This is a genomic window from Ruegeria sp. YTSC192 (assembly GCF_059609705.1).
Window position 1 is genome coordinate 87,136 of sequence record NZ_JBXWMG010000003.1, and the last position, 24,946, is coordinate 112,081.

The window sequence follows — 24,946 nt, forward strand, 5'->3', positions numbered from 1 at the left end:
GTTAAATCTGAATCGGGTTCGCTTTGGCCAGCGCATCGAAGCGCATCAATGTGTCAACAAGATGAGGCATCTGATCCAGCGGGATCATGTTGGGGCCATCAGACGGTGCTGTGTCCGGGTCCTGGTGGGTTTCAATGAACACCGCACCGATCCCCAGCGATACGGCGGCGCGGGCCATCACCGGCGCAAATTCGCGCTGCCCACCCGAGGACCCACCCTTGCCACCCGGCTGTTGCACCGAATGCGTTGCGTCCATCACAACCGGATAACCTGTCTTTGCCATTTGCGGCAGGCCACGCATGTCGGCCACCAGAGTGTTGTACCCGAACGAGGTTCCGCGCTCCGTCAACAGAATATTCTGGTTCCCGGTGCTCTCGACCTTGTCGACGATGTTGCCCATTTCCCAAGGGGCGAGAAACTGGCCTTTTTTGACGTTTACAGCCTTGCCTGTAGTTCCTGCCGCTAATAGCATATCGGTCTGGCGGCACAGAAAAGCGGGGATCTGCAGAATATCGACGGCCTCGGCCGCGATAGCGCATTGGGCTTCGGTGTGGACATCGGTCAGCACCGGAATGCCCATGGTGCGGCGGATGTCATCCAGAACCTTAAGCCCCGCATCAATCCCCATGCCGCGTTTGCCCGACAATGAGGTGCGGTTCGCCTTGTCATAAGACGCCTTGAATACATACTGCGCCCCAGCGGCGTCGCAGGCTTCTTTCATGGCGCCTGCAATCATCTGGGCATGGTCGGCTGACTCAAGCTGGCAAGGGCCGGCGATGATGGTCAGAGGAAGGTCATTGCCGACCGTCAGATCGGAGATTTTTACATGTTTCATGTGTCTTACGAGGATACCTGTTCACGAAGGACCGACGCGGTAAGCGAGATCATCAGGTAGATACCAGCAAACAACAGGAAAGCCAAAATCGTATTTTCAAACTTCCTTGGATAAGCCGGGTCCTGTGCTTCGACGGGGTTCACCGACACCGTCAAGTAACGCACTTTGCGGTTCGCCTCGGACCGCGTGGTTTCCATTTGCTGCATTGCCGTTTGCAGCATCATGTCACGCGCCGCCAGATCGGCCTGCGCCATCTGAATTCGGACGCTCAAACGCGCCAGCGAGTTTTCGCCTGCCGACGCGTCCAGCATCTTGGCGTTCAACTCTGCCAGGACAACGTCCAGCCGGGCGATATCAGCTTTGACCCCATCCACCTTGGCCTGATTGGGACGCAGGTTGTCCTGTAGGGCGGCCAGTTCAAGCTCTTTGTCCTGAATGGCGACCTCGATCTCATTGATCCGACCACGCAGACCCGCGATGACGTTTTCAGGGTCCAGCAAGGCACCCTGAAGCTGCAATTCGATCAGTGCTTCCTGTGCGTTGCGCCGCTCGGCTTGGGCCGCCTCGAACCCTTCCCGCGCATCGCGCATCTGATCCTCGCGCTTGAGACCGGACAGGCTGTTGATTCTCTCTTCCGCGTAGGAGATCAGAAGTTGGGACAGTTCGACGGCAGTGTCAGGCTCGGGTGCGGCAACTTCCATTCGTACGATCCCGTCGCTTGGGTCGTAGCCTATGGTCACCATCCGCCTGAAGAGCTTGTAAGTATCTTCCAAACTTGCGTCTTCCGGCAGCCTCTGGATTGGGTCGATCCATTCCTGTTTGAAGATATGGGAAAAGCCGATGTCTGTCTCCAGACGTTCCAGAGCATCCTTGGATTCCAGAAATTCCTGAGTAGAAACCGAATCCTGCGCGGTTGCGAATTGGGTCCCGCTCAGCAATCCGCCAATCGCTCCGCCGCCACCATCGGCCTGCAGAATCGAATAAGCCGAATCGCTGGCGTACATCGGCGTTGCAATCCGGTAGAAATAGTAGCCGACCACAAATGTAGGCAGAAAGACGAACACCGCGAGCCGCGCGAACAGCGCCGCCAGTTTCTTCTTTCGGCGCAGCGCGATGTCCTTCTGGATCTGACCAATTTCACGGTCGCGCCGTTCGGCCGGGCTCATCTCGGGTCCGGGCAGGGTCTGAGGGGCCTCTCTCACCGGTTGCGGCAGCTGGACAGGGGCCGTTTCGTCACTTTCCGTTTTCGCCGAAGCATTGGTCGAGGCCAGCTCCAGCAGATTGCTGCGCCGGAATGGATCAATGCCTTTTTTGCGCAGCAGGCGCACTGCGTCATAGTCCGAGGTCGCCGCCAGCCCGTGTTTGCTGGCCAGACGCCGGGCGATGCGCAATTGCCGACCGGTCAGGCCTTCGCGCTTGATATCGTCCAGCTCGGTTCCGGGCTGCTTTTCGTCTGAAGCGGCCTGTGTGGCGCTGCGGATGCGCGCCATCGCGTCCGAGCGGGCCTCGGGCGAGGTGCCCGATTGCGCCCTGTGTCGCCAGTTGTATTTTCTAACCTTGGGTTTCGTAGTCATATAACTGCTTTGCCTCTTCCAAGGTTTCAAACATGCGCAGCTGACCGTCCATCAGAACGGCCGCCTGTTTTACGAATTTCTCCAGCGTCGCGGGGCTGTGCGATACGATGACCAGTGTCGTTGTGCGCAGCCTTTCCTGCAGGATGGCGCCGGCCTTGTGGTTGAATTCCACATCCGTGGACGCGGGCATCCCCTCATCAATCAGGTACATGTCAAAGTCCAGCGCCAACATCAGCGCAAAGGTGAATCTGCCTTTCATACCCGACGAATAGGTGGCCAGAGGCTGATTGAAATACTCTCCAAGACCACACAGCCAGCTACAGTAGGATTCGACGTAGTCGGGGTCCATACCGTAGATATTGGCGATATAGCGGGCATTTTCCAAAGCGGACATCTTCGAGGAGACGCCACCGGTAAACCCCATCGGGAAGGATACCTTGCACTCGCGCCGGATGACGCCTTCGTCGGGCTTTTCCAAACCCGCCATCATGTTGATCAGTGTGGTTTTTCCCGTCCCGTTCGGTGCCAGAATACCCAACGAAGTTCCGAGTTCGACGCGGAACGAAGCCCGGTCGAGGATCACCTTGCGGCGCGTCCCCGTCCAGAAGGATTTACTGACATTCTCGAACTCAAGCATGCTTGGCCTGCTGCTCAATCCCTTGGTTTGATCGCTCTTTTCGGTGGGCGTTCGGATGCGAAGCCTACCGTTTCATGTTGGCTACATTATGTCGAATTATGAAACAAATGTTCAATGCACCTTCACAAACTGCAGATCACATCATGGCAAGCATCAACACGAAAAGATGTTTTGGCGACGTGTTGAACGGTGGCTATCTTCCCCTGATACTCACGAATTCGGGGCAAGACAGCGGTTATGAGCGATCTGCAAAATGAAATCTCGGCCTGTCGGCTATGTGCGGATGAGTTTGCGCAAACCGCGACGCAGCATGCGCCGCGCCCTGTCGTATGGTTCCGCGCGGGCGCTCCGATTCTGGTTGCGGGACAGGCTCCGGGCGCGCGGGTTCATGAATCGGGGCGGCCATTCACGGACCCGTCTGGGGACCGTCTGCGCGATTGGTTGGGAATCGACGAAGGGGTGTTCTACAATCGCGATCGTCTGTCGATTGTTCCGATGGCCTTTTGCTTTCCCGGATATGATGACCGCAAGGCGGATCTTCCGCCGCCCGCTTTGTGTCGCAAAACCTGGCATGACCGGGTCGTTGAGGCGCTTGGGCCGGTCCCTTTGACAGTGTTGGTCGGGGGGCACGCGCATAAGTACCATCTTGGGGTGCGCAGTTCGGTCACCGAGACGGTGCGCAACTGGCGGGACCACGCACCGCACATCTTTGCCTTGCCTCATCCGTCCTGGCGCAATACGGCATGGATCAAGAAAAACCCGTGGTTCGAGACCGACCTGCTGCCGGCCTTGCGGGCACGGGTGCAAGAGGTTCTGAATGACTGAAACAACGGCGCTTGACGCAGCGCATACCGCGATGGAGGCCACGCCGCAGGACGATGCTGCGCGGCTCCGCTTTTTTGAGCGGCTGGCCGACAGTGAGCTGTTCCTGATGCTGACCGAAGAGGCACAGGGCGAGAATATCTCGCCCGAGCTGTTCGATGTGGCCGATGGACGCTTTGTTCTGGCCTTTGATCGCGAGGACCGGCTGGCGCAGTTTGCCGGACGACCCGTACCCTACGCCGCGCTTTCGGGGCGTATCCTGTCGTCGATGCTGGCGGGGCAGGGGATCGGGCTGGGCCTGAACCTCGAGGTCGCGCCATCCTCGATGCTGATCCCGTCCGAGGCGCTGGGCTGGCTGGCGACAACGCTGAACCATGCGCCCGCCGAGATCGAAGAGAAACTGGCCGAGTTTTTGCCTCCGACCGGCTTGCCGGAAGCCCTGTTGAGTGCCTTGGATACAAAGCTTTCAACTGCGGTTGGTCTGGCGCAGGCGGCTTATCTGGTTGGCACCAAATCCGAAACCGGGGCTTCAGGTCACTTGCTGGGTTTTGTCGGGGCGGTTGACGGGGCGCAATCGGCGCTGGCCAAGGCCGCGTCCGAGGCGCTGACCTTTTCGGGGATCGAAGCCGGAGCGATGGATGTCGGGTTTTTTGCGCCCGACGCCCCCGCTGCCGCGTCTTTGGCGAAGGTTGGTTTGCGGTTCGACCTGCCGCAACCCGAAGCCCGCGACCTGACCCGACCTGCGCCCGGCAGCGATCCCGAGACCCCGCCGATCCTGAGGTAGAAGCGGCGCGGTACAGTTTCCAGCACCGCGCCGAAACTGTTTAGTCCGCCGCCGCTTCCAGCTTGTCCTGTGTGCGGGTTTCGAAATCGCTTGCTTCGTGGCGTTCATGCAGCTGCGTGTGCGGTTCACCAAACGGTCGGTTGACCATGCGGCCCCGCTGTACGGCCCGACGTGCGTCAATCGCTTTGGTCCAACGCATCACGTTCTCATAGGACGAGACATCCAGGAACTCGGCTGCATCATAAAGACGTCCCAGAACCAGTTGCCCGTACCACGGCCAGATCGCCATATCCGCGATCGAGTAGTCCTCGCCTGCGATATAGGTGTTTTCGGCCAGTTGACGGTCCAGCACATCCAGCTGGCGCTTGGCCTCCATAGCAAAGCGGTCGATCGGGTATTCCCATTTCTCGGGCGCATAGGCGTAGAAATGGCCGAACCCACCGCCCAGATACGGCGCGCTGCCCATCTGCCAGAACACCCAATTCATGACTTCGGTCCGCTCAGGGCCCGACGCGGGCAGGAACGCTCCGAATTTTTCAGCGAGATGGAACAGGATCGAGGCGCTTTCGAACACACGCACCGGTTTGTCGCCCGACCGATCCCACAATGCCGGGATTTTCGAGTTCGGGTTCGCCTCGACAAAGCCCGAACTGAACTGATCCCCTTCGCCGATATTGATCAGCCACGCATTGTACTCGGCCTCTTCATGACCCAGTGCCAGAAGTTCTTCGAGCATGACGGTCACTTTGACGCCATTGGGCGTTGCCAGCGAATACAGTTGCATGGGGTGACGGCCAATGGGCAGGTCCTTGTCGTGGGTCGCTCCGGCGATGGGGCGGTTGATGTTGGCGAAACGTCCGCCGCTTTCGCTGTCCCATGTCCAGACCTTTGGGGGAGTGTAAGTGGATTGATCGCTCATCTGATGCCTTTCTTGCCAATCGCAGGGCTGCAAAGCCGATGCGCTAACAGCTAATGTTGCAATTCCCCGAGTCCAACCCCGCTTGGTGCGGGAAACTGTAATAATTCTCTCACGAAATCCCGTTGAAGGTCACACCGGCGCGAGCGGGCCTGCGAAGCGTCTCAGAATCGCCTATTGTCAGTGGTGTCAGCCAAACGGCACCCCCGAAACATGAAAAGGAATGACCACATGAAACGTTTTGCCCTGACTTTTGCTGCGGCCATGGCTTTTGCATTTCCAGCCTTTGCAGGCCCCCAGTATGTCGACGGAACCGGATTTGCGGTCTCTGGCTACGATGTCGTTGCATATCGCGGCCTTGATCAGGCACCGGTAGGAACCTCGCAGCCCAAGGGTGTGCGTGGCAATGCCGACATCACGGCGGAATACAACGGCGCAACCTGGGCCTTTGCATCGGAAGAGAACCGCGACAAGTTCCTTGAGAACCCGGCCTACTACGCCCCTCAGTACGACGGGCACTGCGCCTATGGCGTCTCCAAGGGCGGTAAGGTTCCGGCAAACCCGAACCTGTGGCGCATCGTCGATGACAAGCTGTACCTGAACATCACCGACGTTGTTGTAGGCTTCTTCGAAGAGGATATCCCCGGCAACATCAACCTGGCCGAAGGCAACTGGCCCGGTATCGAAAGCACGGACGCGTCTACCAGCGTGATCCCGAAATTCACCTCGGAAGGTCCGGTCAGCAACTGACCGCGCAAACAATATGGTGAATTAAATCAAGCCCGGCTCCCCCCACGGAGCCGGGCTTTTTTCTGACTGACTATCCAGCCAGCCAGAATTCATCGATCATGTGCTGATCGGCTTCGAACCGGATACGGACACTTTTGGCCCCCGGAAACTTGCGTTCGCAAATGGTGTCAGGAATCACCACCTCACCCGGGCCGGTGTTGTTGGACTTGAAACTCAGAATCTCGGTTTCGGCATGCCGTCTGTTGCTCAGCACCGAGGTTGGAAGCGCGATACGGTTCGCCCCTTCGGTAACCGGCGTGGCCACGAAAAAGGTCAGGTGGCGGCCATAACAACCGACGGCATCGGGTACATGGTCTGATGCGGCCGTTTCGACATCTGCGTCCCGAGCCATAGCCGCATCCGTCAAATGCGGCAACGCTTGCGTCGGGTTTAGCATCGATTTGCAGATGGCGATGTCTTCGGGCGGCAACTCGATCACGCGCTTTTTGAGACGGGGCCGTTTCGGCATCTGCGGCCCCGATGCGCTTTTTGCGCCCAGCCCCTGTTTGCGCAGATAGTCATAGGCAGTCTTGGCGCGCGAGAAATCCCCGCAATCCCCCGGCATGTGGTCGGGATGCGCCCGGAAGGCAATTTTGCGCCAAGCCTCGCGGATTTCGTCGGAACTGGCAGAGGGCGACAGCCCAAGGTCTGCCAGCGCGCTGTTTCGCGCTGCGATCTTATCGACAGGTTTCATACTCAAAAACACTCATTAACGTACACGGGACCAGTTTGAGTATGGTCACGATTTTGTCAAATTCTTCTCAAGATTGAAGTAGTTGCAGGGGACAATAGTCTGGCCGTCGAGGCATTGTCCCGCTGGCAAAGAAAAATGCCCGCGCTTCGGGATGGCGCGGGCATGTTGTAGATGCCGAAAAGGGATCAGGCGACGTTCTGCAGTTCAGCCTTTGGCGTGATTCCAAGGGCGAAACACACGTCGCGGGTCAGTTCGGGCCGGTTCAGGGTGTAGAAGTGCAGCTTGTCCACACCGCCCTCCAGCAGATCCGAACACAGCTCAGTGCACAGGGCCGTGGCCAGCAGATCCTCGCGGTCATCGCGCAGGGCTTTTTCAAAGGCTTGATCGACCCAGTCAGGTACCCGTGTGCCGCAACGCTGGGCAAAGGCGCGCGCGCCTTTCCAGTTTTCGATCGGCAGGATGCCCGGCACGATCGGCTTGTCGATCCCGGCTTTGGCACAGGCATCACGGAACCGGAAGAAGGTCTCGGCTTCGAAGAAAAACTGCGTCAGGGCCTCATCGGCGCCCGCATCCAGCTTGGCCTTGAGCCAGTCGATATCGGCCCGCGTATCACGTGCTTCGGGGTGAATGTCGGGATAGGCGCCAACGCGAATGTTGAACTTCCGGGTCTCGGCCAACGCCTCGATCAATTCGACCGAGTTGGCAAAACCTTCGGGGTGAGGGACAAACCTGTCCTGACCCTTAGGCGGATCGCCCCGCAATGCGACGATGTTCTTTACACCGGCGCGGGCGAAGGTGTCTGCTATATCCAGCGTTTCCTGACGCGAAGCATCCACACAGGTCAAATGCGCCGCAACCGGCAGGCCCGATGAATTGTGCAAGGTCGCCACGGCATCGCGTGTCAATTCACGCGTCGTGCCGCCTGCGCCATAGGTGACCGAAACGAACCGGGGCTCCAGAGGGGCCAGCGTCTGCACCGTATCCCACAGCCGGAATGAGGCCTCCAACGTTTTGGGTGGAAAAAACTCGAATGAGATTTCAGGTTGGGTCATAGCAGCCTCTCAGGATCAATTGAGGCTCTTGTCGCACGCCGCACATTGTGAGACAAACTCATATTCTTCAAGAACAACATGAGTCCTACTTCAAATGCATATCGAATTCCGGCACCTGCGCACCATCAAGGCGATCCACGACTGTGGTGGCCTTGCGCGTGCGGCGGATCAGCTGAACATCACCCAATCGGCGCTGAGCCACCAGATCAAAGGGTTGGAGGATCAGGCCGGGGTCGAATTGTTCCTGCGTCGGTCGAAACCGATGAAGCTGTCGGCGGCGGGGCTGCGGCTGTTACGGCTTGCCGAACAGATTCTGCCTCAGGTCGAGGCCGCGCAGCATGAGTTCTCATCCCTGCGTGACGGCCGCACGGGACGGATGCATATCGCGATCGAATGCCACGCCTGTTTCGAATGGCTGTTTCCGGTGTTGGAGTCCTTTCGGAAATCCTGGGGCGATGTCGACGTGGATATTCGCCCCGGTTTGGCGTTTGACGCGCTGCCCGCCTTGCAGAAGGAAGAGGTTGATCTGGTGGTATCCTCCGACCCCGAAGACCTGCCGGGTGTCGAGTTTGTAGAGTTGTTCGATTACAACCCGGTGTTTGTCGCTGCATCTTCGCATCCTCTGGCCGGGAAAGACTTCATCGAGGCCGAGGATTTTCGCGGTCAGACCCTGATCACCTATCCGGTCGAGCGTACGCGATTGGACGTGTTCAGCCAGTTGCTGATCCCGGCGCGGGTTGAACCGGCCAGCATCCGGCAGGTCGAACTGACCGCCGTGATCCTGTTGCTTGTGGCCTCCAACCGGGGGATTTCTGTCCTGCCGGATTGGGTCGTGCGTGAGGTCAAATACAACTCGGACTATGTCACCCGCCCGCTGACGAAAGAGGGGATCACCCGTCGTCTCTATGCCGCTGTCCGCACTGAGGATCTGGAAAAACCCTTTGTGCAGGAACTGGTCGAACTGGCGCGGGACGAGGCGCGGAAGTTGCAGGCGCAGTAACGGCGTTTCGCTTGGGTCTGCTATGCGCATCATTCCTCTTGGCAAGGGCGCATTGCATCAGTATACGCGCGGTTTGACCGGACAGGAGCCTTTTCACAATGGTTGGCAGTGCAAATCTCAACATCATGATCAAAGCCGCGCGCAAGGCGGGGCGGTCTCTGGTCAAGGATTTCCGTGAAGTCGAGAACCTGCAGGTGTCGATGAAGGGTGCGGGCGACTTCGTGTCCAAGGCCGATATCGCCGCCGAGGCGATCCTGAAAGAGGAACTGCTGGGCGCGCGCCCGACCTATGGCTGGCTGGCCGAAGAGGGCGGCGCGATTGACGGTGAGGACCCAACCCGCCGCTGGATCGTAGATCCGCTGGACGGTACCACCAACTTCCTGCACGGGTTGCCGCACTGGGCGATCTCGATCGCGCTGGAGCATAAGGGCAAGATCGTCGCCGGTGTGATCTACGACGCCGCCAAGGACGAGATGTTCTTTGCCGAAAAAGGCGAGGGCGCGTGGATGAACGATATGCGCATCCGTGTCTCGGGCCGTCACCGCATGATCGAGTCTGTTTTCTCGACCGGTTTGCCCTTCGGTGGCCGCTCGGACCTGCCTGCCACGCTGCAGGATCTGGCGCGCCTGATGCCCGCATGTGCCGGCGTGCGCCGCTGGGGCGCAGCCGCGCTCGACATGGCTTATGTGGCGGCTGGTCGTTACGAGGGTTTTTGGGAGCGCCGCCTGAACGCTTGGGACTTGGCCGCCGGAATCATCATCGTGAAAGAGGCCGGTGGTCTGATTCAGCCCTTGAACCCTGAAGGCAGCATTCTGGAAGATGGTGAGGTCATCTGTGCCAACGAGCCAATCTTTGACAGCTTTGCCAAGGTAATCCGGGGCTAAACGCCATTATCTGCGCGGCACGCGCGGGATCCGCGATTGCGACAGCCTGTATTTCGTCTCGGGATGAGGTGGGTGGCCGTGCGTGCGATTCCAGTACGCGGGCCCTCCGCGTTTCAGCCAGATCGGGATACAAACAACCAGCCCGACAATGAACCCACCGGTATGGGCCCAATAGGCAACGCCGCCTTCGTCGGGATTGCTGGAAATGCTGCCGAAAAACTGCAGGGCCAGCCAAACCCCCAGCATAACGAAGGCCGGGACGGTAAAGACCCTAAAATAGACGATCAGGATCAGCAGAATATCCACTCGGGCTTTGGGGAATAGCAACAGGTACCCGCCCATCGCGCCCGCAATCGCCCCGGAGGCCCCGATTGTGGGCACCACCGAGTCGGGTGCGGTGATCACATGGATCAGCCCTGCTCCGATCCCGGCGACAAAGTAGAACAGCAGAAAGGGCAGGTGGCCCATTTCGTCTTCCAGATTGTCGCCGAATATCCACAGAAACAGCATGTTGCCCGCCAGATGCATCCAGCCGCCATGCAGGAACATCGAGGTCACGAAGGTCTCGGGCGCCAGCCCCTCGGCGCTGCGTGCGGGAATGATCGCATAGTCGAAATAGAACTGCTGTAGCACCCGTGGGTTGTCCATGATCCCGACATAGCTGACGAAGATCAGGATATTCGCCGCCATCAGGGCGTAGACAACATAGGGCGTGCGCCCCGAGGGGTTGTGATCTCGGATCGGAAACATGGCGCGACGCTGGGCGTTTCTGCGCCCAGCGTCAAGGTCAGGTTATGCCGCACCACCCAACAGTGCCGCATTGCCGCCCGCCGCCGTTGTGTCGACACAGACATGGCGTTCCGCCAGCACTCGCGTGCGATCCGGCAGGCCGGGGATCAGGGGCAGGATTGGCCCGTCGCGCCGCGCCAGATGCTGTTCGATCTGACGGGCGGTTTCCTCGTCTCCCCACCACAGCACGCCCGCGAAGTCGGCCAGGTTTTCCAGGCGATGCAAGTCGAGCATGCCCGTCGCCTCTATCGCCGTGCCCCCCAAGGCCAGAACCGCGTCCGCCTGAGCGCGCGCGGCGGTTTCGCCGGGACCAAGGCACAACAGCGGAGGCCGCGCAAATTCAGACAGCCGGTTTGATTCCCCCGTTGGGCCGGGCAGGGTTTGGGTGCGAACCGGTGCGGACTGCCCTTTCGGCGCGGGCAAATCCGCAGTTGCTTGCCATGTCTCTGAGGTGCACTGACGATCCGGCGCGCAGAACCGGGCCATGTAGTTCGGTCCACCCGCCTTGGGGCCAGTGCCCGAAAGCCCCTCGCCCCCGAAGGGCTGAGATCCCACGATGGCGCCGATCTGGTTGCGGTTGACATAGACATTGCCCGCATGGATCGCCTCGGTCACATGCTGGACACGGTCGTCGATGCGGGTGTGCAGGCCGAAGGTCAGCCCGTAGCCAGTGGCGTTGATATCGGCGATCACCGCATCGATCTCTTGCGCTTTGAACCGGGCGACATGCAAAACCGGGCCGAATATTTCACGCTCAAGATCGGCGATGCTGCCGATTTCGATCAGGGTGGGGGCAATGAATGTCCCTTCGGGCGGCGTGTTGAGTTCTTTCTGAACGCGCCCTTCTGCACGGGCTTTCGCGACGTGATCTGCGATCCCCTGACGCGCGGCCTCATCAATGACCGGCCCGCAATCGGTTGAGATCAGCCACGGATCACCGACCTGCAACGCGTCCATCGCGCCTTTGAGCATGGTCAGCACATCCTCGGCGATGTCCTCTTGCAGGTACAAACAGCGCAGGGCCGAGCAGCGCTGGCCAGCGGATTGAAACGCGCTTTCGATAATGGATTGCACCGCCTGTTCCGGCAGCGCCGTGCTGTCCACGATCATCGCGTTCAAACCACCTGTCTCAGCGATCAGAGGTGTGCCGGGTCGCATGTTCTGTGCCATGGCCGAGCGGATTTTCAACGCCGTCGCCGTCGACCCGGTGAACGCCACGCCCGAGACGCGCGCATCCGAGGTCAGCGCGGCCCCAACCTCTGGCCCGCCGGGCAGCAGTTGCAATGCATCGCGGGGTACTCCGGCCTCATGCAGCAACTGCACCGCCCGGTGCGCGATCAGAGGTGTCTGCGGTGCGGGCTTGGCAAGGACGGCGTTACCGGTCGCCAGAGCCGCAGATATCTGCCCGGTGAAAATCGCCAGAGGGAAGTTCCACGGGCTGATACAGGTGAAAGTCCCGGCGGGTTCGGTATCGGGAATGTTGGCAGCGTAGTAACGCAGGAAATCGACCGCTTCGCGCAGCTCGGCAACCGCATCGGGCGGGGATTTCCCAGCCTCGCGTGCCAACAGGGCGAACAATTCGCCGAAATGGGCCTCGTACAGATCGGCAGCCGCGTTCAGGGTTTTGCTGCGTTGCTCTGCCGGGGCTTGCCACGGGCTGGCCGAGGCCAGAGCCAGTTCCACATCCGCAGCACTGGTCGCGGCAACGGTACCGGGTACGTCCTGAGGGTGGGCGGGGTTGGCCACCTGTTCCTCGGGCATGGGTTTCGCATTCTCGGACAGCAAAGGCCCCGCGCGCCATTTAACAGCCCGAAACGGGTCGCGTGCGGCCTCAATCCGGTCGAGGGTCGGCGTGTGGTGCAGATCAAAGCCCTTGGAATTCGGGCGCTCGGGCTGAAACAGCTCTGGCCCGGTGGGCAGGGGTGGGGGCGGTGTTCCAATCGCAGTGAACGGATCAATGGCGACCTCTTCCGGCGGCACGTCCTCATCCACGATCTGGTTCACGAAGGACGAGTTCGCGCCGTTCTCCAACAGACGCCGGACCAGATAGGCCAGCAAATCGCGATGCGCCCCAACCGGCGCGTAGATGCGACAGCGGGTTTTGTGGGTGTCCAGAACCAGCCCGTGCAGCGTTTCGCCCATCCCATGCAGGCGCTGGAACTCGAACGGCTGCCCCTCGGCCATATGCAGGATCGCGCTGACGGTATGCGCGTTGTGTGTCGCAAATTGCGGATAGATCCGGTCGGTCATGCCCAACAGCTTGCGGGCGTTCGCGATATACGAGACATCGGTCGCGGCCTTATGGGTGAAGACCGGGAATCCCTCAACGCCTTCGACTTGCGCGCGCTTGACCTCGGTATCCCAATAGGCGCCTTTGACCAGCCGGACCATCAGCCTGCGATCATGGCGCTGGGCCATATCGTAGAGCGTATCCAGAACCAGCCCGGCGCGCGGGCCGTAAGCTTGCACGACGATGCCGAACCCATCCCAACCGGCCAAAGCAGGCTCGGCCATGACCTCTTCGATCACTTGCAGGGAAAGGGACAGCCGGTCGGCTTCCTCGGCATCCACGTTCAGACCCATACCTGCAGCTTTGGCCAGCAGTGCCAGCGCGCGCAGGCGGGGGACAAGCTCATCCATGACCCGCGCCTCCTGCGCCAGTTCATAGCGCGGATGCAGGGCGGACAGCTTGACCGAGATGCCGGGGTTGGCCCGGATGTCGTCATGGGTACACGCCTCGGCAATGGCGGCGATGGCGCGTGAATAGGACAGGTGATAGCGGGCGGCATCGGCGTCGGTCCGGGCCGCTTCGCCCAGCATGTCGTAGGAGTAGGTGTAGCCTTTGGCCTCTGTGCTGCGCGCACGCTCCATGGCCGATTGAATCGTCTCTCCCAGAACGAACTGACGCCCCATTTCCTTCATCGCGCGTCCAACAGCGGTGCGGATGACCGGCTCACCCAGACGCTTGATCGCCCCGCGCAGGGCACCGACGGGCGAGGCCTTGCCCTCATCCAGTACCTTACCGGTCAGCATCAAGGCCCAGGTTGAGGCATTGACCAGCGAGGATGAGGACTGTCCCAAGTGTTTACCCCAATCCGAAGGCGCGATCTTGTCTTCTATCAGCGCATCAATCGTATCCGCATCAGGCACCCGCAGCAGCGCTTCGGCCAGACACATCAGCGCGACGCCTTCGTCAGTAGACAGGCCGTATTCGGCCAGAAACACCTCCATCATGCCGGGCGAGGTGCTGGATCGGATATCGCGGACCAACTGGGCGGCTGCGTCGCTGATGGCGCGACGGTCCGCCTCGGACAGGGCAGCCTGGTCGGTCAGCGCCTGTAGAACGGTCGATTGATCGGCGTAGGTGTGGGTGTCGATGGATGTGCGCAGGCTGTGAGACATGGTTCCTCCGGGCGTTCTTGTCAGTATATGCGCATTTTACCGGGACAACGGACCGAGTTCTGACATACAAAGGTCAAATGAACTGATTTTAGACGGTATGGCGATGCAAATGGACTTTCCGAACCTCGACCGCTTTGATCGCGCGATTCTGCAGGCTCTGGCCGAAGATGGGCGCATCTCGGTCGCGGATCTGGCGCGGCGGATCGGGTTGTCGAAATCTCCGACTCAAGCGCGGTTGAAGCGGCTTGAGGCAGATGGTGTTATTACAGGATACCGGGCAATGCTGGATCCGATCCGGTTGGGGCTGGATCACGTGGCTTTTGTCGAGGTGCGGATGACCGACACGCGGGAAAAAGCACTGGCCGAGTTCAATGCCGCCGTCCGCAAGATCGCCGAGATCGAGCAAGCCCATATGATCGCGTCGAATTTCGACTATCTGCTGAAGGTGCGCACCGGGTCCATGTCGGAATACCGCGCGGTGCTGGCCGAGAAGATCTCATCCCTGCCGCATGTGGCCAATACCTCGACCTTTGTTGCGATGGAGGCAGTGAAGGAAACCGGTTTGCTGGGCGGCATCGACCACGAAACTTGACCAAAGCGGATTGCGCGCCACACTTGGTCTATGACCCGCATGTTCATAGCTCCTGTCATTGCCCTTTTACTTGCAGCGCCCGCTTTGGCGCAATCTTGCCCGTCTGCACCGGATCATTCGGCAGGGATGGGCGCGCTGATTGCGCAAATTCAGCAGGCCGAGTCACAAACCGAGGCGCGTGGGATCTCCAGCCAGATGTGGGAGCTTTGGACCGACGCGCCCGATTTGCGCGCTCAGACGCTGTTGGATCGTGGCATGGCGCGGCGAGAAGCATCGGATCTGCTTGGGGCCTTGCAGGAGCTCGATGAACTGGTGATCTACTGCCCTGACTATGCCGAAGGGTACAACCAACGTGCCTTCGTCAATTTCCTGCGGCAAGACTTCCTTTCGGCTTTGGTTGATCTGGATCGGGCGCTGGAGCTTTCCCCAAATCACATTGCAGCCATGAGCGGCCGTGCCCTGACATTGCTGGGTCTGCGGCGGTTGGATGAGGCCCGATCTGCTCTGACCGCGGCCCTTGAGCTGAACCCATGGCTGTCCGAGCGGGCCTTGCTGGAACCGGGCGGCGCGCTAGAGCCGCCGGGCGAGGATATCTGACCGACACGCCCCAAGGAAATGCATGCCCGGCGCGATTTCGGTTCTTGACGCCCCCAGATGCTTGGATTACTCAACCCAAACGCTGAGCGGGTATAGCTTAATGGTAAAGCCCCTGCCTTCCAAGCAGGCTATGTCGGTTCGATTCCGTCTACCCGCTCCAACTCAGCCTTACATCTCTGCGTCAAATGGCCCGGTCCTTTAGGCATTTTGCGCGCGGCTTCTTGACCCTGCGGGCCAGTATCGCCAAGAAACAGCAACTCAGCATTGAAGACACATTGAAGACACAAGGGCCGCACATGGCGAGACAGACAGCCAGCACGACCACCGCATCCGCGCCGGGCGCCAGCGAAGATAGGGCGGGCTCGAAAAAGCTGGGCGTTCTGGCGTCGCTTTGGCCGTTCATGAAGCCCTATCGGCTGTTGATGCTTGGGGCAACGCTGGCGCTGGTCCTGACCGCCAGCATGACGCTGACCTTGCCTTTGGCCGTACGCCGTGTGGTGGATAATTTCCGCATTCAGGACGGGGAACTGCTGGATTGGTACTTCATGGCCGCGCTGGGCATCGCCGGTATACTGGCCGTGGGCACAGGCATCCGCTACGCGCTTGTCACCCGTCTGGGGGAACGCGTCGTCGCCGATATCCGCAAGGCCGTCTTTGATCGCGTCATCGGCATGAGCCCCGAATTTTATGAACGCATCATGACCGGAGAGGTTCTCAGCCGGATCACCACCGACACGACGCTGATACAATCGGTGATCGGATCATCCGTGTCGATTGCCCTGCGCAACCTTCTGATGTTTGTCGGGGGATTGGTGCTGATGCTGCTGACCTCGGCCAAGCTGACGGCGCTGGTTTTGCTGCTGATCCCGGCTGTCGTGGTACCAATTCTGGTGCTGGGGCGCAGGCTGCGCGCCATTAGCCGCGAGAATCAGGACTGGATCGCAGCCTCTTCGGGCAACGCGGGCGAAGCGCTGGGGGCGGTGCAGACCGTGCAGGCCTTCACCCACGAACACGCAAGCCGCCAGCAGTTCGGCGACATGACCGAGACCTCGTATGTCGTCTCGCTGCGGCGTATCCAGACGCGGGCCATTCTGACGGTCATCGTTATCTTTCTGGTCTTCTCGGGCATCGTTGGGGTGCTTTGGATGGGGGCCAATGACGTGCGCAACGGGGTCATGACCGAAGGGGTTCTGATCCAGTTCGTCATCTACTCGGTCATCATGGCCGGGTCCGTCGCCGCCCTGTCCGAGATCTGGAGCGAACTTCAGCGCGCCGCCGGCGCCACTGAACGGTTGGTTGAGCTGTTAAATGCCGAAGACACGGTGATCGACCCGTCTCAGGCAAATTCGCTACCGCAACCGGTGCGCGGAGAGATCAGGTTTGAAGAGGTCACATTCCGCTATCCTGCGCGGCCCGATGTGGTGGCGCTGGACAAGCTCAGCCTGCAGGTCAATCCAGGCGAGACGGTTGCCTTCGTTGGCCCCTCGGGCGCGGGTAAAACAACTGTGGTTCAGTTGCTCCAGCGCTTCTACGACCCGAATTCGGGGCGCGTGATGCTGGATGGGATGGACCTGCAAAACCTGAACCGGGCAGACTTCCGCCAGCATATGGCGTTGGTGCCGCAGGATCCGGTTATTTTTGCCGCCTCGGCTCGTGACAATATCCGCTTTGGCCGTTTGGATGCCTCTGACGCCGAGGTCGAGGCCGCCGCGCGCGCCGCTGCCGCGCATGATTTCATCGCGGCCCTGCCCGAAGGCTATGACAGTTTCGTTGGCGAGCGGGGTGTGATGTTGTCCGGCGGGCAGAAACAACGGATAGCCATTGCCCGCGCCATTTTGCGGGATGCGCCTGTTCTGTTGCTCGACGAGGCGACCTCGGCGCTGGATGCGGAAAGCGAACGGGCTGTGCAGGGCGCGGTGGATCAGATGCGCGCCGGACGCACGACCCTGATCGTGGCGCACCGGCTAGCAACCGTGAAAAAGGCGGACCGCATTGTGGTGCTGGAGGCCGGTCGCATTGTCGCCCAAGGCACGCATGACGATCTGGTGGCGCAAGGGGGTCTTTACGCCCGTTTGGCCCGTCTTCAGTTCACTGACGGCGTCGCTGCGGAATAAAGTGACGCTCCGGCAATCGCTGTTTCGCCGCAGCGTCATTCTACATTTTCAACTTTTCCCTCGCTAAGCCCTTGCTTGCGCCGCCAAGGTTGTGATCCCATCTGAGGTAAGATCACTCCGCGTGTGGCGCGCGGGAGAATAAATCACGGGGAGGAGCCACATGGCCTTTGTTGGCAAGGAAGACAAAGCGCGTATTGAACAGGAAATGACGTGGGAGGACCGCGACCTGCCGGTGACGTTCCACCAGCTGCTATCGCGCACAGCAGAGAAGTTTCCAAACCATAGCGCCGTCAGCTTTCAGCTGTTTTCAGGTCCGAATGACAAGGCTGAAACGCTGACATGGTCCAACCTTCTGGGGCAGGTAAATCAGGCAGCGAACCTGTTTCGCTCGCTCGGGATCGGTGAAAACGATGTGGTGGCTTATGTCCTGCCAAATTGCAACGAGACGCTGGTGACCCTGATGGGCGGCGCCGTTGCTGGCATCGTGAACCCGATCAACCCGCTGCTAGAACCGGAACAGATCGCCGCCATCCTGCGCGAGACGGGAGCCAAGGTTGTCGTCACGCTCAAGTCCTTCCCGAAAACGGATGTGGCGCAGAAGGTGGAAGAGGCCGTGCGCCATGCACCCAAGGTCAACACCATCCTCGAGATCGACCTGAACCGCTATCTGACGCCGCCGAAATCGTGGATTGTCCCCTTCCTGCGTCCCAAAATGGGCGACAAGGAAAAGCTGGCGCATGCGGATTATAAAAACTTCAATCAGGAACTGGCCAAGCAGCCCACAACACTGAGCTTCGCAGACAGCACCGAGGATCGGGTGGCCTGTTATTTCCACACAGGCGGTACGACTGGTATGCCGAAGGTGGCGCAGCACAAGTATTCGGGCCTGATCTACAATGGCTGGCTGGGCAATACGTTGCTGTTTGATGAAAACGACGTCATCATGTGCCCGTTGCCGATGTTCCACGTCTTTGCCGTGCATGTGATCATGATGGCGGCTGTGTCCTCGGGGGCGCATGTGATCTTCCCGACGCCTCAGGGCTATCGCGGCGACGGCGTATTCGACAATTTCTGGAAGCTGATCGAACGGTGGAAGGTTAGTTTCATCATCACAGTGCCCACGGCGATCTCGGCCAAGATGCAGCGCCCGGTGGATGCCGATATTTCCTCGGTGAAAACGGCGTTCTCGGGCTCGGCCCCGTTGCCGGTGGAACTGTTCCGACGCTTTGAAGAGGCAACAGGCGTGACCATCGTCGAAGGCTACGGCCTGACCGAGGCCACCTGTCTGGTTTCGTGCAATCCGGTGGATGGCGAGAAAAAGATTGGCTCGATCGGGATTCCCTTCCCCTATACGGATGTCAAAATCCTGATGGACAGCCCGGACGGCCCCAAGGAATGCGCAGTGGATGAGATTGGCGAGATCTGCGTTTCAAACCCCGGTGTATTTGCGGGTAACACCTATACCGAGACCGACAAGAACGAGAACCTGTACCACTACGACAAGTATCTGCGCACAGGCGATCTGGGCCGCTTTGATGAGGACGGCTATCTGTGGATCACGGGCCGTGCCAAAGACCTGATCATTCGCGGCGGGCACAATATCGATCCCGCCGAGATCGAAGAGGCCTTGCTGGGGCATGAGGCCGTGGCCTTTGCAGGTGCCATTGGTCAGCCCGACGCCCATTCCGGTGAGGTGCCTTGCGCCTTTGTGGAACTGGTCGATGGGGCCTCGGTCACCGAAGAGGCGTTGCTGGAGTTCTGCAAGGTCCATGTTCATGAGCGCGCGGCTCAGCCCAAGCACATGACGATCCTGACCGAATTGCCCAAGACCGCGGTTGGCAAAGTGTTCAAGCCTGATCTGCGCAAGCACGCGATCACCCGGATCTACAATGGCGCGCTTGAGCAAGCTGGCGTTGACGCGCGTGTTGTTTCGGTCATTGACGACAAAAAGCGCGGCCTTGTCGCACAGCTTGACGCGAACGGCACATCCGAGGACGATGTCAGCAAAGTGCTGGGCGCGTACACCCGGCCGTGGGAGTGGGCAGCCTAACCGGGAGGGAACATGGATTATGAACGTCTGATTGATGAGGAAACTTGGGCGTTCATAAGACGCACGGCCGAAAGCTATCCGGACGATGCGGTGGATCTGTCGATTGAAGACCAACGCAAGGTCTATGACGCGATGTGTCAGGACTTTCGCCAGCCGCGACCCGCAGGGGTAGAGGTGCAGGATCTGTCTGCCGATGGTGTACCGATCCGCCTTTACACTGCAGGGCAGCCGACACGAACCGTCGTCTATTTCCATGGCGGCGGTTTCGTCGTTGGGGGGGTGGACAGCCATGATGATGTCTGCGCCGAGATTTGCGCCCAGACCGGATACAGGGTCATCGCCGTCGATTACCGCCTGTGTCCCGAACACGTGCATCCGGCCCAGTTTCAGGATTGTTGGACCGCTGTTAACTGGGCGGCGACCGAGTTTGGCGACCCGCTGATCCTGGCCGGGGATAGTGCAGGGGGCAACTTGGCCGCATCTGTCTCTCACCACGCGCGGGGACGGCTAGAGAACATCTTGGGGCAGGTCTTGATTTACCCCGGGCTGGGCGGTGATACGTCCAAAGGCTCGTATATCGAACACGCGCATGCCCCCTTGCTGACACTTCAGGAAATTAAGTTCTACGAAACGGTCAGATGCGGGGGGCCAGCCCCGAGCGGTGATCCAACCTTTGCCCCGCTTCAGGACACCGACTTCTCGAGCTTGCCACCAACCGTTGTCATCACCGCCGATTGCGACCCTCTCAGGGATGATGGATCAGACTATTGTGCCGCGATCCAATCTGCAGGAGGACGGGCCGAGTGGATCAACGAACCGGGCCTTGTCCACGGCTATCTGCGCGCCCGAAACTCGGTCAAGCGCGCTGCTGATAGTTTTGAACGGATTTCCATCGCAATTGAGGCGCTGGGGCAGGGGATATGGTCCTACGACTAACCCATCTCGGGTCCAGTATAGAAAAGGAATGCCCTGTCCTGTTCAGGACATTCCTGTCGCCGAATGAGATTGCTAAATACTCTTATCAGCTCAGGAAGGGCTTGGCCTTCATCGTGTCCGCAAGCGGCGCGCCCATACGGGTCAGGATGGTAGGTGCCAGCTGTAGCTGGTCGATCACCGTATCGGCCTCGGGGCCTTGGGCGTCGCCGAAGTAATACAGGGCCGTTTCCTGCTGTAGCGGACTGCGCCCGCCGTGGTGGCCGCGCTCGTCCTGCCCGTGATCGGCAGTGACGATGACCTCATAGCCTAGTTTGCGCCAGTTCGAGATGAAGGGGGCCAGCATCTCGTCCACTACGAAACAGGCGTGGTCCATTTCCTCGCAATCGTGGAAGAAACGATGACCCATGCTGTCCAATGTGCAAGTGTGCAGGATGCCATAGTCCAGCCCATGGCGCAGGCACAGGTTCGTCAGTGTGGCAAACAGATCGACGTCGCAGGGCGTCATTTGGTTGGCTTTGCCATAGCCGGTCATGCTGTGGAACCGGCCATGGTTGATGGTCTTGCTGTCCGGCTCGTCATATTCCACATCGCGCACATAGTCGAATGGATGCCGGTTGAAGAACTGCGACCAATAGCTGTGTGTGACGGCTCCGGTCACGCCCTCGGCCTCGCGGACCTGGCTGAACACGTCCTTGTGGCTTAGGCGGAAGACATTGCCGTTGCCGGTGCAGCCATGTTCCTGCGGGGTCACGCCGGTGTGGATCGAAGCATAGCAACTGGCCGAAGTCGACGGCAGGACCGAGCGGAGTTTCCACACGCGGGCCTCTCCGCTGTCGACCCAGCCTTCGAGGTTGCCAAACAACCGGCGGAAGTTGCGCCAAGGGACGCCGTCCAGAATGATAAGGAGGAGTTTGCGGTCCATGATCTGACCCTTTTCGAGAGTGTTTCAGGCGACCCTAGAAGATTTTTTGCGCTTGGGCTGCCTATTCCGGCCCCGAATAGCAAAATCCCGACACCTGTTTGTGACAAGTGCCGGGATTTCATAGCTTTGGTTGGGGCAGGGATCAGTTCCCCGCCGCCTCCATCTTGCGGTGGGCAACGACTTTTTCCAGCCAGCCAAGCTCCATCTCGGGGACCGAACTGAGCAGCAGGTCTGTGTAGTCATCGAATGGTGGGCTAAGCACCTGAGACTTCGAGCCGTAGCGCGCCACACGGCCCTGATACATCACCGCGATGCTGTCGCTGATCGCTCGGACCGTCGCCAGATCGTGGGTGATGAACAGGTAGGCCACATCCTCGATCTTCTGCAGGTCCAGCAGCAGTTTCAGGATGCCGTCAGCCACAAGTGGATCGAGGGCCGAGGTGACCTCGTCACAGATGATCATCTTGGGCTTGGCCGCCAATGACCGCGCGATGCAAACACGCTGTTTCTGTCCGCCGGATAGTTCCGCCGGATAACGATCCATGAACTTCACGCCCAGTTCTATTTCGTCCAGCAGTTCGATGACCCGCTTGCGCTTCTCGGAGCCGCGCATGTTAAAGTAGAACTCCAACGGGCGGCCGATGATCGTACCGACGGTCTGACGCGGGTTCATCGCCGTGTCCGCCATCTGATAGATCATCTGCAGCTCACGCAGGTCTTCGCGCGTGCGTCCGGCCAGATCGGGGGACAGCTTGCGCCCGGCAAAGGTGATCTCACCATCCCGCGGTGGAAGCAGGCCGGTAATCACACGCGCCAACGTGGACTTGCCCGAGCCGGATTCGCCCACAACCGCCAAAGTCTGCCCCGGATGGAGCTCAACATTGACGTTGTGCAGAACATCGAAGTTCAGACCCTTGTAGCGTGCGGTAATACCGTCGACCTGAAGAACCGGCTCTGCGGTTGGCTTCTTCTCTTCGTGCTCGATAGATCGGACCGAGACCAGGGCCTTGGTATAGTCATCCTGCGGGTTGTTGATGATCTGATCGGTGTTGCCGTATTCGACCGTGTTGCCCATGCGCAGCACCATGATGTCGTCGCTGACCTGCGCCACAACCGCCAGATCGTGGGTGATGTAGAGAGCCGCAACGCCGGTATCTGCAATGGCCTCCTTGATCGCCATCAGAACGTCGATCTGGGTGGTCACGTCCAAGGCCGTAGTTGGTTCGTCGAATACCACCAGATCAGGCTCGGGGCACAGGGCCAGCGCAGTCATGCAGCGTTGCAGCTGACCACCGGAAACCTGGTGCGGGTAGCGACTTCCGATATTGTCCGGATCCGGTAAGCCCAGCTTAGCGAAGAGTTCACGCGCGCGGGCCTCGGCCTGTTTGCGGGTGAATTTCTTTTGCTCGACCGCCGCTTCGACGACCTGATCCATGATCCTTTTGGCAGGGTTGAACGACGCGGCAGCGGATTGGGACACATAGGTGACCTCACCTCCGCGCAGCTTGCGGATATCTCCATGAGATGTCTTGAGGATATCGCGCCCGTTTACCCAGACTTCGCCGCCGGTGATCTTCACGCCACCCCGGCCATAGGCCATCGAGGCCAGACCGATGGTGGATTTGCCAGCGCCGGATTCACCGATCAGCCCCAGCACCTTGCCGCGTTCAAGGTCAAAATCGACCCCGTGCACGATTTCGATGTCATGGGGTTTCTCACCCGGGGGATAAACGGTTGCCCCGATTTTCAGGCCGCGGACCTTGAGAAGGATATCGTCGCTCATCCCCGGCCTCCTTTCAGCGAAGTTGTACGGTTCAGAACCCAGTCAGCCACCAGGTTGACCGAGATGGCCAGCGTCGCGATTGCCACAGCGGGGTAAAGCGCTGCGCCGATACCATAGACGATGCCGTCCTTGTTTTCCTTCACGATACCGCCCCAGTCCGCCAGTGGCGGCTGTACGCCCAGGCCCAGGAAGGACAGGGTCGAGATGAACAGAACCATGAAGATGAACCGCAGCCCGAACTCGGCCACCAGCGGCGACAGAGCGTTGGGCAGGATTTCCCGGAAGATAACCCATGCACGGCCTTCACCGCGCAGCTTTGCGGCCTCGACATAGTCCATCACGTTGATGTCCACCGCGACCGAGCGCGACAGTCGATAGGGGCGGGTTGCGTCCAGCAGGCCCATCACTAGAATCAGGATCGGAACGGTCACCGGAACGATGGCGAGAATGACCAGTGCCAGGATCAGGGTCGGGATCGACATGATCAGGTCAACGGTCCGGCTGATCGCCTGATCCGCCCATCCGCCCAGAACGGCGGCCAGCAGACCCAGCGACGTACCAGTCAGAAAGCTAAGCAACGTGGCCGCAGCGGCGATGAAGATCGTTGTGCGCCCGCCATAGATCATGCGGGTCAGCAGATCGCGTCCGATATTGTCCGTACCCAGAAGATGCTCGGCGCTGGCAGGTTCCCACACATCACCGACAACTTCTGCCATTCCATAAGGCGCAATCAGGGGGGCCGCGATGGCCACAAAGAAATAAGCGCCGGTGAACAAGAGGCCAATCAGTGCCGAAAGAGGAATGTTCTTTATCATTTCGGGTGCCTCAGTCTTGGGTTGGCAAGGATCGACACGATATCGGCAACCATGTTCAGGCCGATATAGACGGCCGCGAACACCACGCCACAAGCCAACACGACGGGCACGTCGCGCTTGGTCACGGCATCCACCAGATATTGCCCCATGCCGGGATAGACGAACACCACCTCGACAACGACGACGCCGACCACCAGATAGGCCAGATTCAGCATCACAACGTTCACGATCGGGGAAATCGCGTTGGGAAAAGCATGGCGCGCAATGACCTGAAAGGTGCTCAGGCCCTTAAGTTCGGCTGTTTCGATATAGGCTGACTGCATGAGGTTCAAAATGGCCGCGCGGGTCATGCGCATCATTTGCGCCAGAACCACCAGTGTCAGAACGAAAGCCGGCAGCGCGATTGCGTTCAACTTTTGCCCGAAAGACATGGAATCGTTGATCATCGCCAAGGATGAGAACCAGCCCAATTGGACCGAGATAAAGTAGATCACCACATAACCGATCAGAAACTCGGGGATTGAAACGGTGGTGAGTGTAATCGCCGAGATCAGTTTATCCGGCCAGCGATTGCGGAACCGGACGGCCAGAAGGCCCAGGAAGATCGCAAGCGGAACAGAGACGATCGCAGCGACGCAAGCAAGGAACAGCGTATTGCCGAGGCGTTTTCCGATGCTCTCGGAGATATCGAGTTTATTGGTCAGGGATTGCCCCAGATCGCCTTGCACGATGCCACCCAGCCATTCGAAATAGCGGGTCAGGGCGGGACGGTTAAGGCCCATCTCTTCGCGTAGGTTGGCGAGGGCCTCAGGGGTTGCGGACTGCCCCAGGACGGCTTGCGCGGCGTCTCCGGGAAGGGCTTCGGTCAGGCCAAAAATCAGAGCCGAAGCGCCGAGCAGCAATAGGAGTCCCAGCGCAAGGCGCTGGGAAACCAGTTTGATGATAGGATGCATTATCCG

Annotated in this window: 22 protein-coding genes and 1 tRNA gene; 11 read left to right on the forward strand and 12 right to left on the reverse strand. The window is 59.7% G+C overall.

Features of this window, described 5'->3' with window-relative positions; translation table 11 throughout:
- Position 1 precedes the first annotated feature (1 nt).
- The 3 genes from kdsA to AC2FD8_RS05910 are packed head-to-tail and all read right to left on the reverse strand — an operon-like array spanning position 2 to position 3,046.
- Entirely contained in the window at positions 2 to 835 is an 834-nt protein-coding gene (kdsA, locus tag AC2FD8_RS05900; protein ID WP_496854498.1) for a 3-deoxy-8-phosphooctulonate synthase, read from the reverse strand.
- A gap of 5 nt (positions 836 to 840) precedes the next feature.
- The gene (locus AC2FD8_RS05905) at positions 841 to 2,409 is read right to left on the reverse strand and encodes a KpsE/RkpR family capsule polysaccharide export protein (protein WP_496854499.1); all 1,569 of its coding nucleotides are present in this window, start codon (positions 2,407 to 2,409) and stop codon (positions 841 to 843) included.
- Positions 2,387 to 3,046 (reverse strand): ABC transporter ATP-binding protein, encoded by a 660-nt coding sequence (locus AC2FD8_RS05910; protein ID WP_496854500.1) that lies wholly within the window; start codon positions 3,044 to 3,046, stop codon positions 2,387 to 2,389. The genes AC2FD8_RS05905 and AC2FD8_RS05910 overlap by 23 nt, the downstream gene beginning before the upstream one ends.
- A 237-nt stretch (positions 3,047 to 3,283) precedes the next feature.
- Here AC2FD8_RS05910 and AC2FD8_RS05915 point away from each other — a divergent pair, with 237 nt between their 5' ends.
- Both AC2FD8_RS05915 and AC2FD8_RS05920 read left to right on the forward strand, forming a co-directional pair.
- A complete protein-coding gene (locus tag AC2FD8_RS05915; protein WP_496854501.1) occupies positions 3,284 to 3,871 on the forward strand; it encodes a uracil-DNA glycosylase family protein in 588 nt (195 codons plus the stop codon).
- Complete coding sequence (locus AC2FD8_RS05920; RefSeq protein ID WP_496854502.1) at positions 3,864 to 4,652, forward strand: SseB family protein; 789 nt, start codon at positions 3,864 to 3,866, stop codon at positions 4,650 to 4,652. Before AC2FD8_RS05915 ends, AC2FD8_RS05920 begins: the two co-directional genes overlap by 8 nt.
- A 40-nt stretch (positions 4,653 to 4,692) precedes the next feature.
- Here AC2FD8_RS05920 and yghU read toward each other — a convergent pair whose 3' ends face one another.
- On the reverse strand, positions 4,693 to 5,571 hold the full coding sequence (yghU, locus tag AC2FD8_RS05925; protein ID WP_496854503.1) for a glutathione-dependent disulfide-bond oxidoreductase: 879 nt from the start codon (positions 5,569 to 5,571) through the stop codon (positions 4,693 to 4,695).
- 228 nt (positions 5,572 to 5,799) lie between these two features.
- Here yghU and AC2FD8_RS05930 point away from each other — a divergent pair, with 228 nt between their 5' ends.
- Positions 5,800 to 6,318, forward strand: coding sequence for a YHS domain-containing (seleno)protein (locus AC2FD8_RS05930; RefSeq protein ID WP_496854504.1), 519 nt, complete (start codon positions 5,800 to 5,802; stop codon positions 6,316 to 6,318).
- A 70-nt stretch (positions 6,319 to 6,388) separates the two neighbouring features.
- Here the strand turns inward: AC2FD8_RS05930 and AC2FD8_RS05935 are convergent, their stop codons facing one another.
- Both AC2FD8_RS05935 and metF read right to left on the reverse strand, forming a co-directional pair.
- Positions 6,389 to 7,051 (reverse strand): J domain-containing protein, encoded by a 663-nt coding sequence (locus tag AC2FD8_RS05935; RefSeq protein WP_496854505.1) that lies wholly within the window; start codon positions 7,049 to 7,051, stop codon positions 6,389 to 6,391.
- 185 nt (positions 7,052 to 7,236) lie between these two features.
- On the reverse strand, positions 7,237 to 8,103 hold the full coding sequence (metF, locus tag AC2FD8_RS05940) for a methylenetetrahydrofolate reductase [NAD(P)H] (protein WP_496854506.1): 867 nt from the start codon (positions 8,101 to 8,103) through the stop codon (positions 7,237 to 7,239).
- Positions 8,104 to 8,197: 94 nt separating this feature from the next.
- Between metF and AC2FD8_RS05945 the strand changes: the two genes are divergently transcribed.
- Both AC2FD8_RS05945 and AC2FD8_RS05950 read left to right on the forward strand, forming a co-directional pair.
- Positions 8,198 to 9,103 (forward strand): LysR family transcriptional regulator, encoded by a 906-nt coding sequence (locus tag AC2FD8_RS05945; protein WP_496854507.1) that lies wholly within the window; start codon positions 8,198 to 8,200, stop codon positions 9,101 to 9,103.
- Between the two features lie 98 nt (positions 9,104 to 9,201).
- Positions 9,202 to 9,987, forward strand: coding sequence for an inositol monophosphatase family protein (locus AC2FD8_RS05950; RefSeq protein ID WP_496854508.1), 786 nt, complete (start codon positions 9,202 to 9,204; stop codon positions 9,985 to 9,987).
- Positions 9,988 to 9,993: 6 nt separating this feature from the next.
- Here the strand turns inward: AC2FD8_RS05950 and AC2FD8_RS05955 are convergent, their stop codons facing one another.
- Positions 9,994 to 10,737, reverse strand: a complete 744-nt coding sequence (locus AC2FD8_RS05955) for a rhomboid family intramembrane serine protease (protein WP_496854509.1) — start codon at positions 10,735 to 10,737, stop codon at positions 9,994 to 9,996.
- A 42-nt stretch (positions 10,738 to 10,779) separates the two neighbouring features.
- Positions 10,780 to 14,178, reverse strand: coding sequence for a bifunctional proline dehydrogenase/L-glutamate gamma-semialdehyde dehydrogenase PutA (gene putA, locus AC2FD8_RS05960; protein WP_496854510.1), 3,399 nt, complete (start codon positions 14,176 to 14,178; stop codon positions 10,780 to 10,782).
- Positions 14,179 to 14,281: 103 nt separating this feature from the next.
- Between putA and AC2FD8_RS05965 the strand changes: the two genes are divergently transcribed.
- The 6 genes from AC2FD8_RS05965 to AC2FD8_RS05990 all read left to right on the forward strand — a co-directional run bounded on the left by AC2FD8_RS05965 (position 14,282) and on the right by AC2FD8_RS05990 (position 20,467).
- Positions 14,282 to 14,770 (forward strand): Lrp/AsnC family transcriptional regulator, encoded by a 489-nt coding sequence (locus AC2FD8_RS05965; protein ID WP_496854874.1) that lies wholly within the window; start codon positions 14,282 to 14,284, stop codon positions 14,768 to 14,770.
- A 30-nt stretch (positions 14,771 to 14,800) separates the two neighbouring features.
- On the forward strand, positions 14,801 to 15,367 hold the full coding sequence (locus AC2FD8_RS05970; RefSeq protein ID WP_496854511.1) for a tetratricopeptide repeat protein: 567 nt from the start codon (positions 14,801 to 14,803) through the stop codon (positions 15,365 to 15,367).
- An 86-nt stretch (positions 15,368 to 15,453) separates the two neighbouring features.
- Positions 15,454 to 15,527, forward strand: a tRNA-Gly gene (locus tag AC2FD8_RS05975).
- 136 nt (positions 15,528 to 15,663) lie between these two features.
- On the forward strand, positions 15,664 to 17,481 hold the full coding sequence (locus AC2FD8_RS05980) for an ABC transporter transmembrane domain-containing protein (RefSeq protein ID WP_496854512.1): 1,818 nt from the start codon (positions 15,664 to 15,666) through the stop codon (positions 17,479 to 17,481).
- 160 nt (positions 17,482 to 17,641) lie between these two features.
- A complete protein-coding gene (locus AC2FD8_RS05985) occupies positions 17,642 to 19,531 on the forward strand; it encodes an acyl-CoA synthetase (protein WP_496854513.1) in 1,890 nt (629 codons plus the stop codon).
- Positions 19,532 to 19,543: 12 nt separating this feature from the next.
- Positions 19,544 to 20,467, forward strand: a complete 924-nt coding sequence (locus AC2FD8_RS05990; protein ID WP_496854514.1) for an alpha/beta hydrolase — start codon at positions 19,544 to 19,546, stop codon at positions 20,465 to 20,467.
- A gap of 85 nt (positions 20,468 to 20,552) precedes the next feature.
- Here the strand turns inward: AC2FD8_RS05990 and AC2FD8_RS05995 are convergent, their stop codons facing one another.
- The 4 genes from AC2FD8_RS05995 to AC2FD8_RS06010 form a co-directional block, all read right to left on the reverse strand.
- On the reverse strand, positions 20,553 to 21,389 hold the full coding sequence (locus AC2FD8_RS05995; protein WP_496854515.1) for an alkaline phosphatase family protein: 837 nt from the start codon (positions 21,387 to 21,389) through the stop codon (positions 20,553 to 20,555).
- A gap of 142 nt (positions 21,390 to 21,531) precedes the next feature.
- Positions 21,532 to 23,172 carry an ABC transporter ATP-binding protein gene (locus tag AC2FD8_RS06000; RefSeq protein ID WP_496854516.1) on the reverse strand — a complete coding sequence of 547 codons (1,641 nt, stop codon included), beginning with the start codon at positions 23,170 to 23,172 and terminating at the stop codon, positions 21,532 to 21,534.
- Positions 23,169 to 23,984: an ABC transporter permease gene (locus AC2FD8_RS06005; RefSeq protein ID WP_496854876.1), complete on the reverse strand. Its 816-nt coding sequence runs from the start codon at positions 23,982 to 23,984 to the stop codon at positions 23,169 to 23,171. The genes AC2FD8_RS06000 and AC2FD8_RS06005 overlap by 4 nt, the downstream gene beginning before the upstream one ends.
- Complete coding sequence (locus AC2FD8_RS06010) at positions 23,984 to 24,940, reverse strand: ABC transporter permease (protein ID WP_496854517.1); 957 nt, start codon at positions 24,938 to 24,940, stop codon at positions 23,984 to 23,986. Before AC2FD8_RS06010 ends, AC2FD8_RS06005 begins: the two co-directional genes overlap by 1 nt.
- Between the last annotated feature and the right edge of the window lie 6 nt (positions 24,941 to 24,946).

What these genes read in the sequence shown, in the direction of transcription:
- kdsA (WP_496854498.1), bottom strand. Translation starts at nt 835, where the DNA reads ATGAAACATGTAAAAATCTCCGATCTGACGGTCGGCAATGACCTTCCT.
- AC2FD8_RS05905 (WP_496854499.1), bottom strand. Translation starts at nt 2,409, where the DNA reads ATGACTACGAAACCCAAGGTTAGAAAATACAACTGGCGACACAGGGCG.
- AC2FD8_RS05910 (WP_496854500.1), bottom strand. Translation starts at nt 3,046, where the DNA reads ATGCTTGAGTTCGAGAATGTCAGTAAATCCTTCTGGACGGGGACGCGC.
- AC2FD8_RS05915 (WP_496854501.1), top strand. Translation starts at nt 3,284, where the DNA reads ATGAGCGATCTGCAAAATGAAATCTCGGCCTGTCGGCTATGTGCGGAT.
- AC2FD8_RS05920 (WP_496854502.1), top strand. Translation starts at nt 3,864, where the DNA reads ATGACTGAAACAACGGCGCTTGACGCAGCGCATACCGCGATGGAGGCC.
- yghU (WP_496854503.1), bottom strand. Translation starts at nt 5,571, where the DNA reads ATGAGCGATCAATCCACTTACACTCCCCCAAAGGTCTGGACATGGGAC.
- AC2FD8_RS05930 (WP_496854504.1), top strand. Translation starts at nt 5,800, where the DNA reads ATGAAACGTTTTGCCCTGACTTTTGCTGCGGCCATGGCTTTTGCATTT.
- AC2FD8_RS05935 (WP_496854505.1), bottom strand. Translation starts at nt 7,051, where the DNA reads ATGAAACCTGTCGATAAGATCGCAGCGCGAAACAGCGCGCTGGCAGAC.
- metF (WP_496854506.1), bottom strand. Translation starts at nt 8,103, where the DNA reads ATGACCCAACCTGAAATCTCATTCGAGTTTTTTCCACCCAAAACGTTG.
- AC2FD8_RS05945 (WP_496854507.1), top strand. Translation starts at nt 8,198, where the DNA reads ATGCATATCGAATTCCGGCACCTGCGCACCATCAAGGCGATCCACGAC.
- AC2FD8_RS05950 (WP_496854508.1), top strand. Translation starts at nt 9,202, where the DNA reads ATGGTTGGCAGTGCAAATCTCAACATCATGATCAAAGCCGCGCGCAAG.
- AC2FD8_RS05955 (WP_496854509.1), bottom strand. Translation starts at nt 10,737, where the DNA reads ATGTTTCCGATCCGAGATCACAACCCCTCGGGGCGCACGCCCTATGTT.
- putA (WP_496854510.1), bottom strand. Translation starts at nt 14,178, where the DNA reads ATGTCTCACAGCCTGCGCACATCCATCGACACCCACACCTACGCCGAT.
- AC2FD8_RS05965 (WP_496854874.1), top strand. Translation starts at nt 14,282, where the DNA reads ATGCAAATGGACTTTCCGAACCTCGACCGCTTTGATCGCGCGATTCTG.
- AC2FD8_RS05970 (WP_496854511.1), top strand. Translation starts at nt 14,801, where the DNA reads ATGACCCGCATGTTCATAGCTCCTGTCATTGCCCTTTTACTTGCAGCG.
- AC2FD8_RS05980 (WP_496854512.1), top strand. Translation starts at nt 15,664, where the DNA reads ATGGCGAGACAGACAGCCAGCACGACCACCGCATCCGCGCCGGGCGCC.
- AC2FD8_RS05985 (WP_496854513.1), top strand. Translation starts at nt 17,642, where the DNA reads ATGGCCTTTGTTGGCAAGGAAGACAAAGCGCGTATTGAACAGGAAATG.
- AC2FD8_RS05990 (WP_496854514.1), top strand. Translation starts at nt 19,544, where the DNA reads ATGGATTATGAACGTCTGATTGATGAGGAAACTTGGGCGTTCATAAGA.
- AC2FD8_RS05995 (WP_496854515.1), bottom strand. Translation starts at nt 21,389, where the DNA reads ATGGACCGCAAACTCCTCCTTATCATTCTGGACGGCGTCCCTTGGCGC.
- AC2FD8_RS06000 (WP_496854516.1), bottom strand. Translation starts at nt 23,172, where the DNA reads ATGAGCGACGATATCCTTCTCAAGGTCCGCGGCCTGAAAATCGGGGCA.
- AC2FD8_RS06010 (WP_496854517.1), bottom strand. Translation starts at nt 24,940, where the DNA reads ATGCATCCTATCATCAAACTGGTTTCCCAGCGCCTTGCGCTGGGACTC.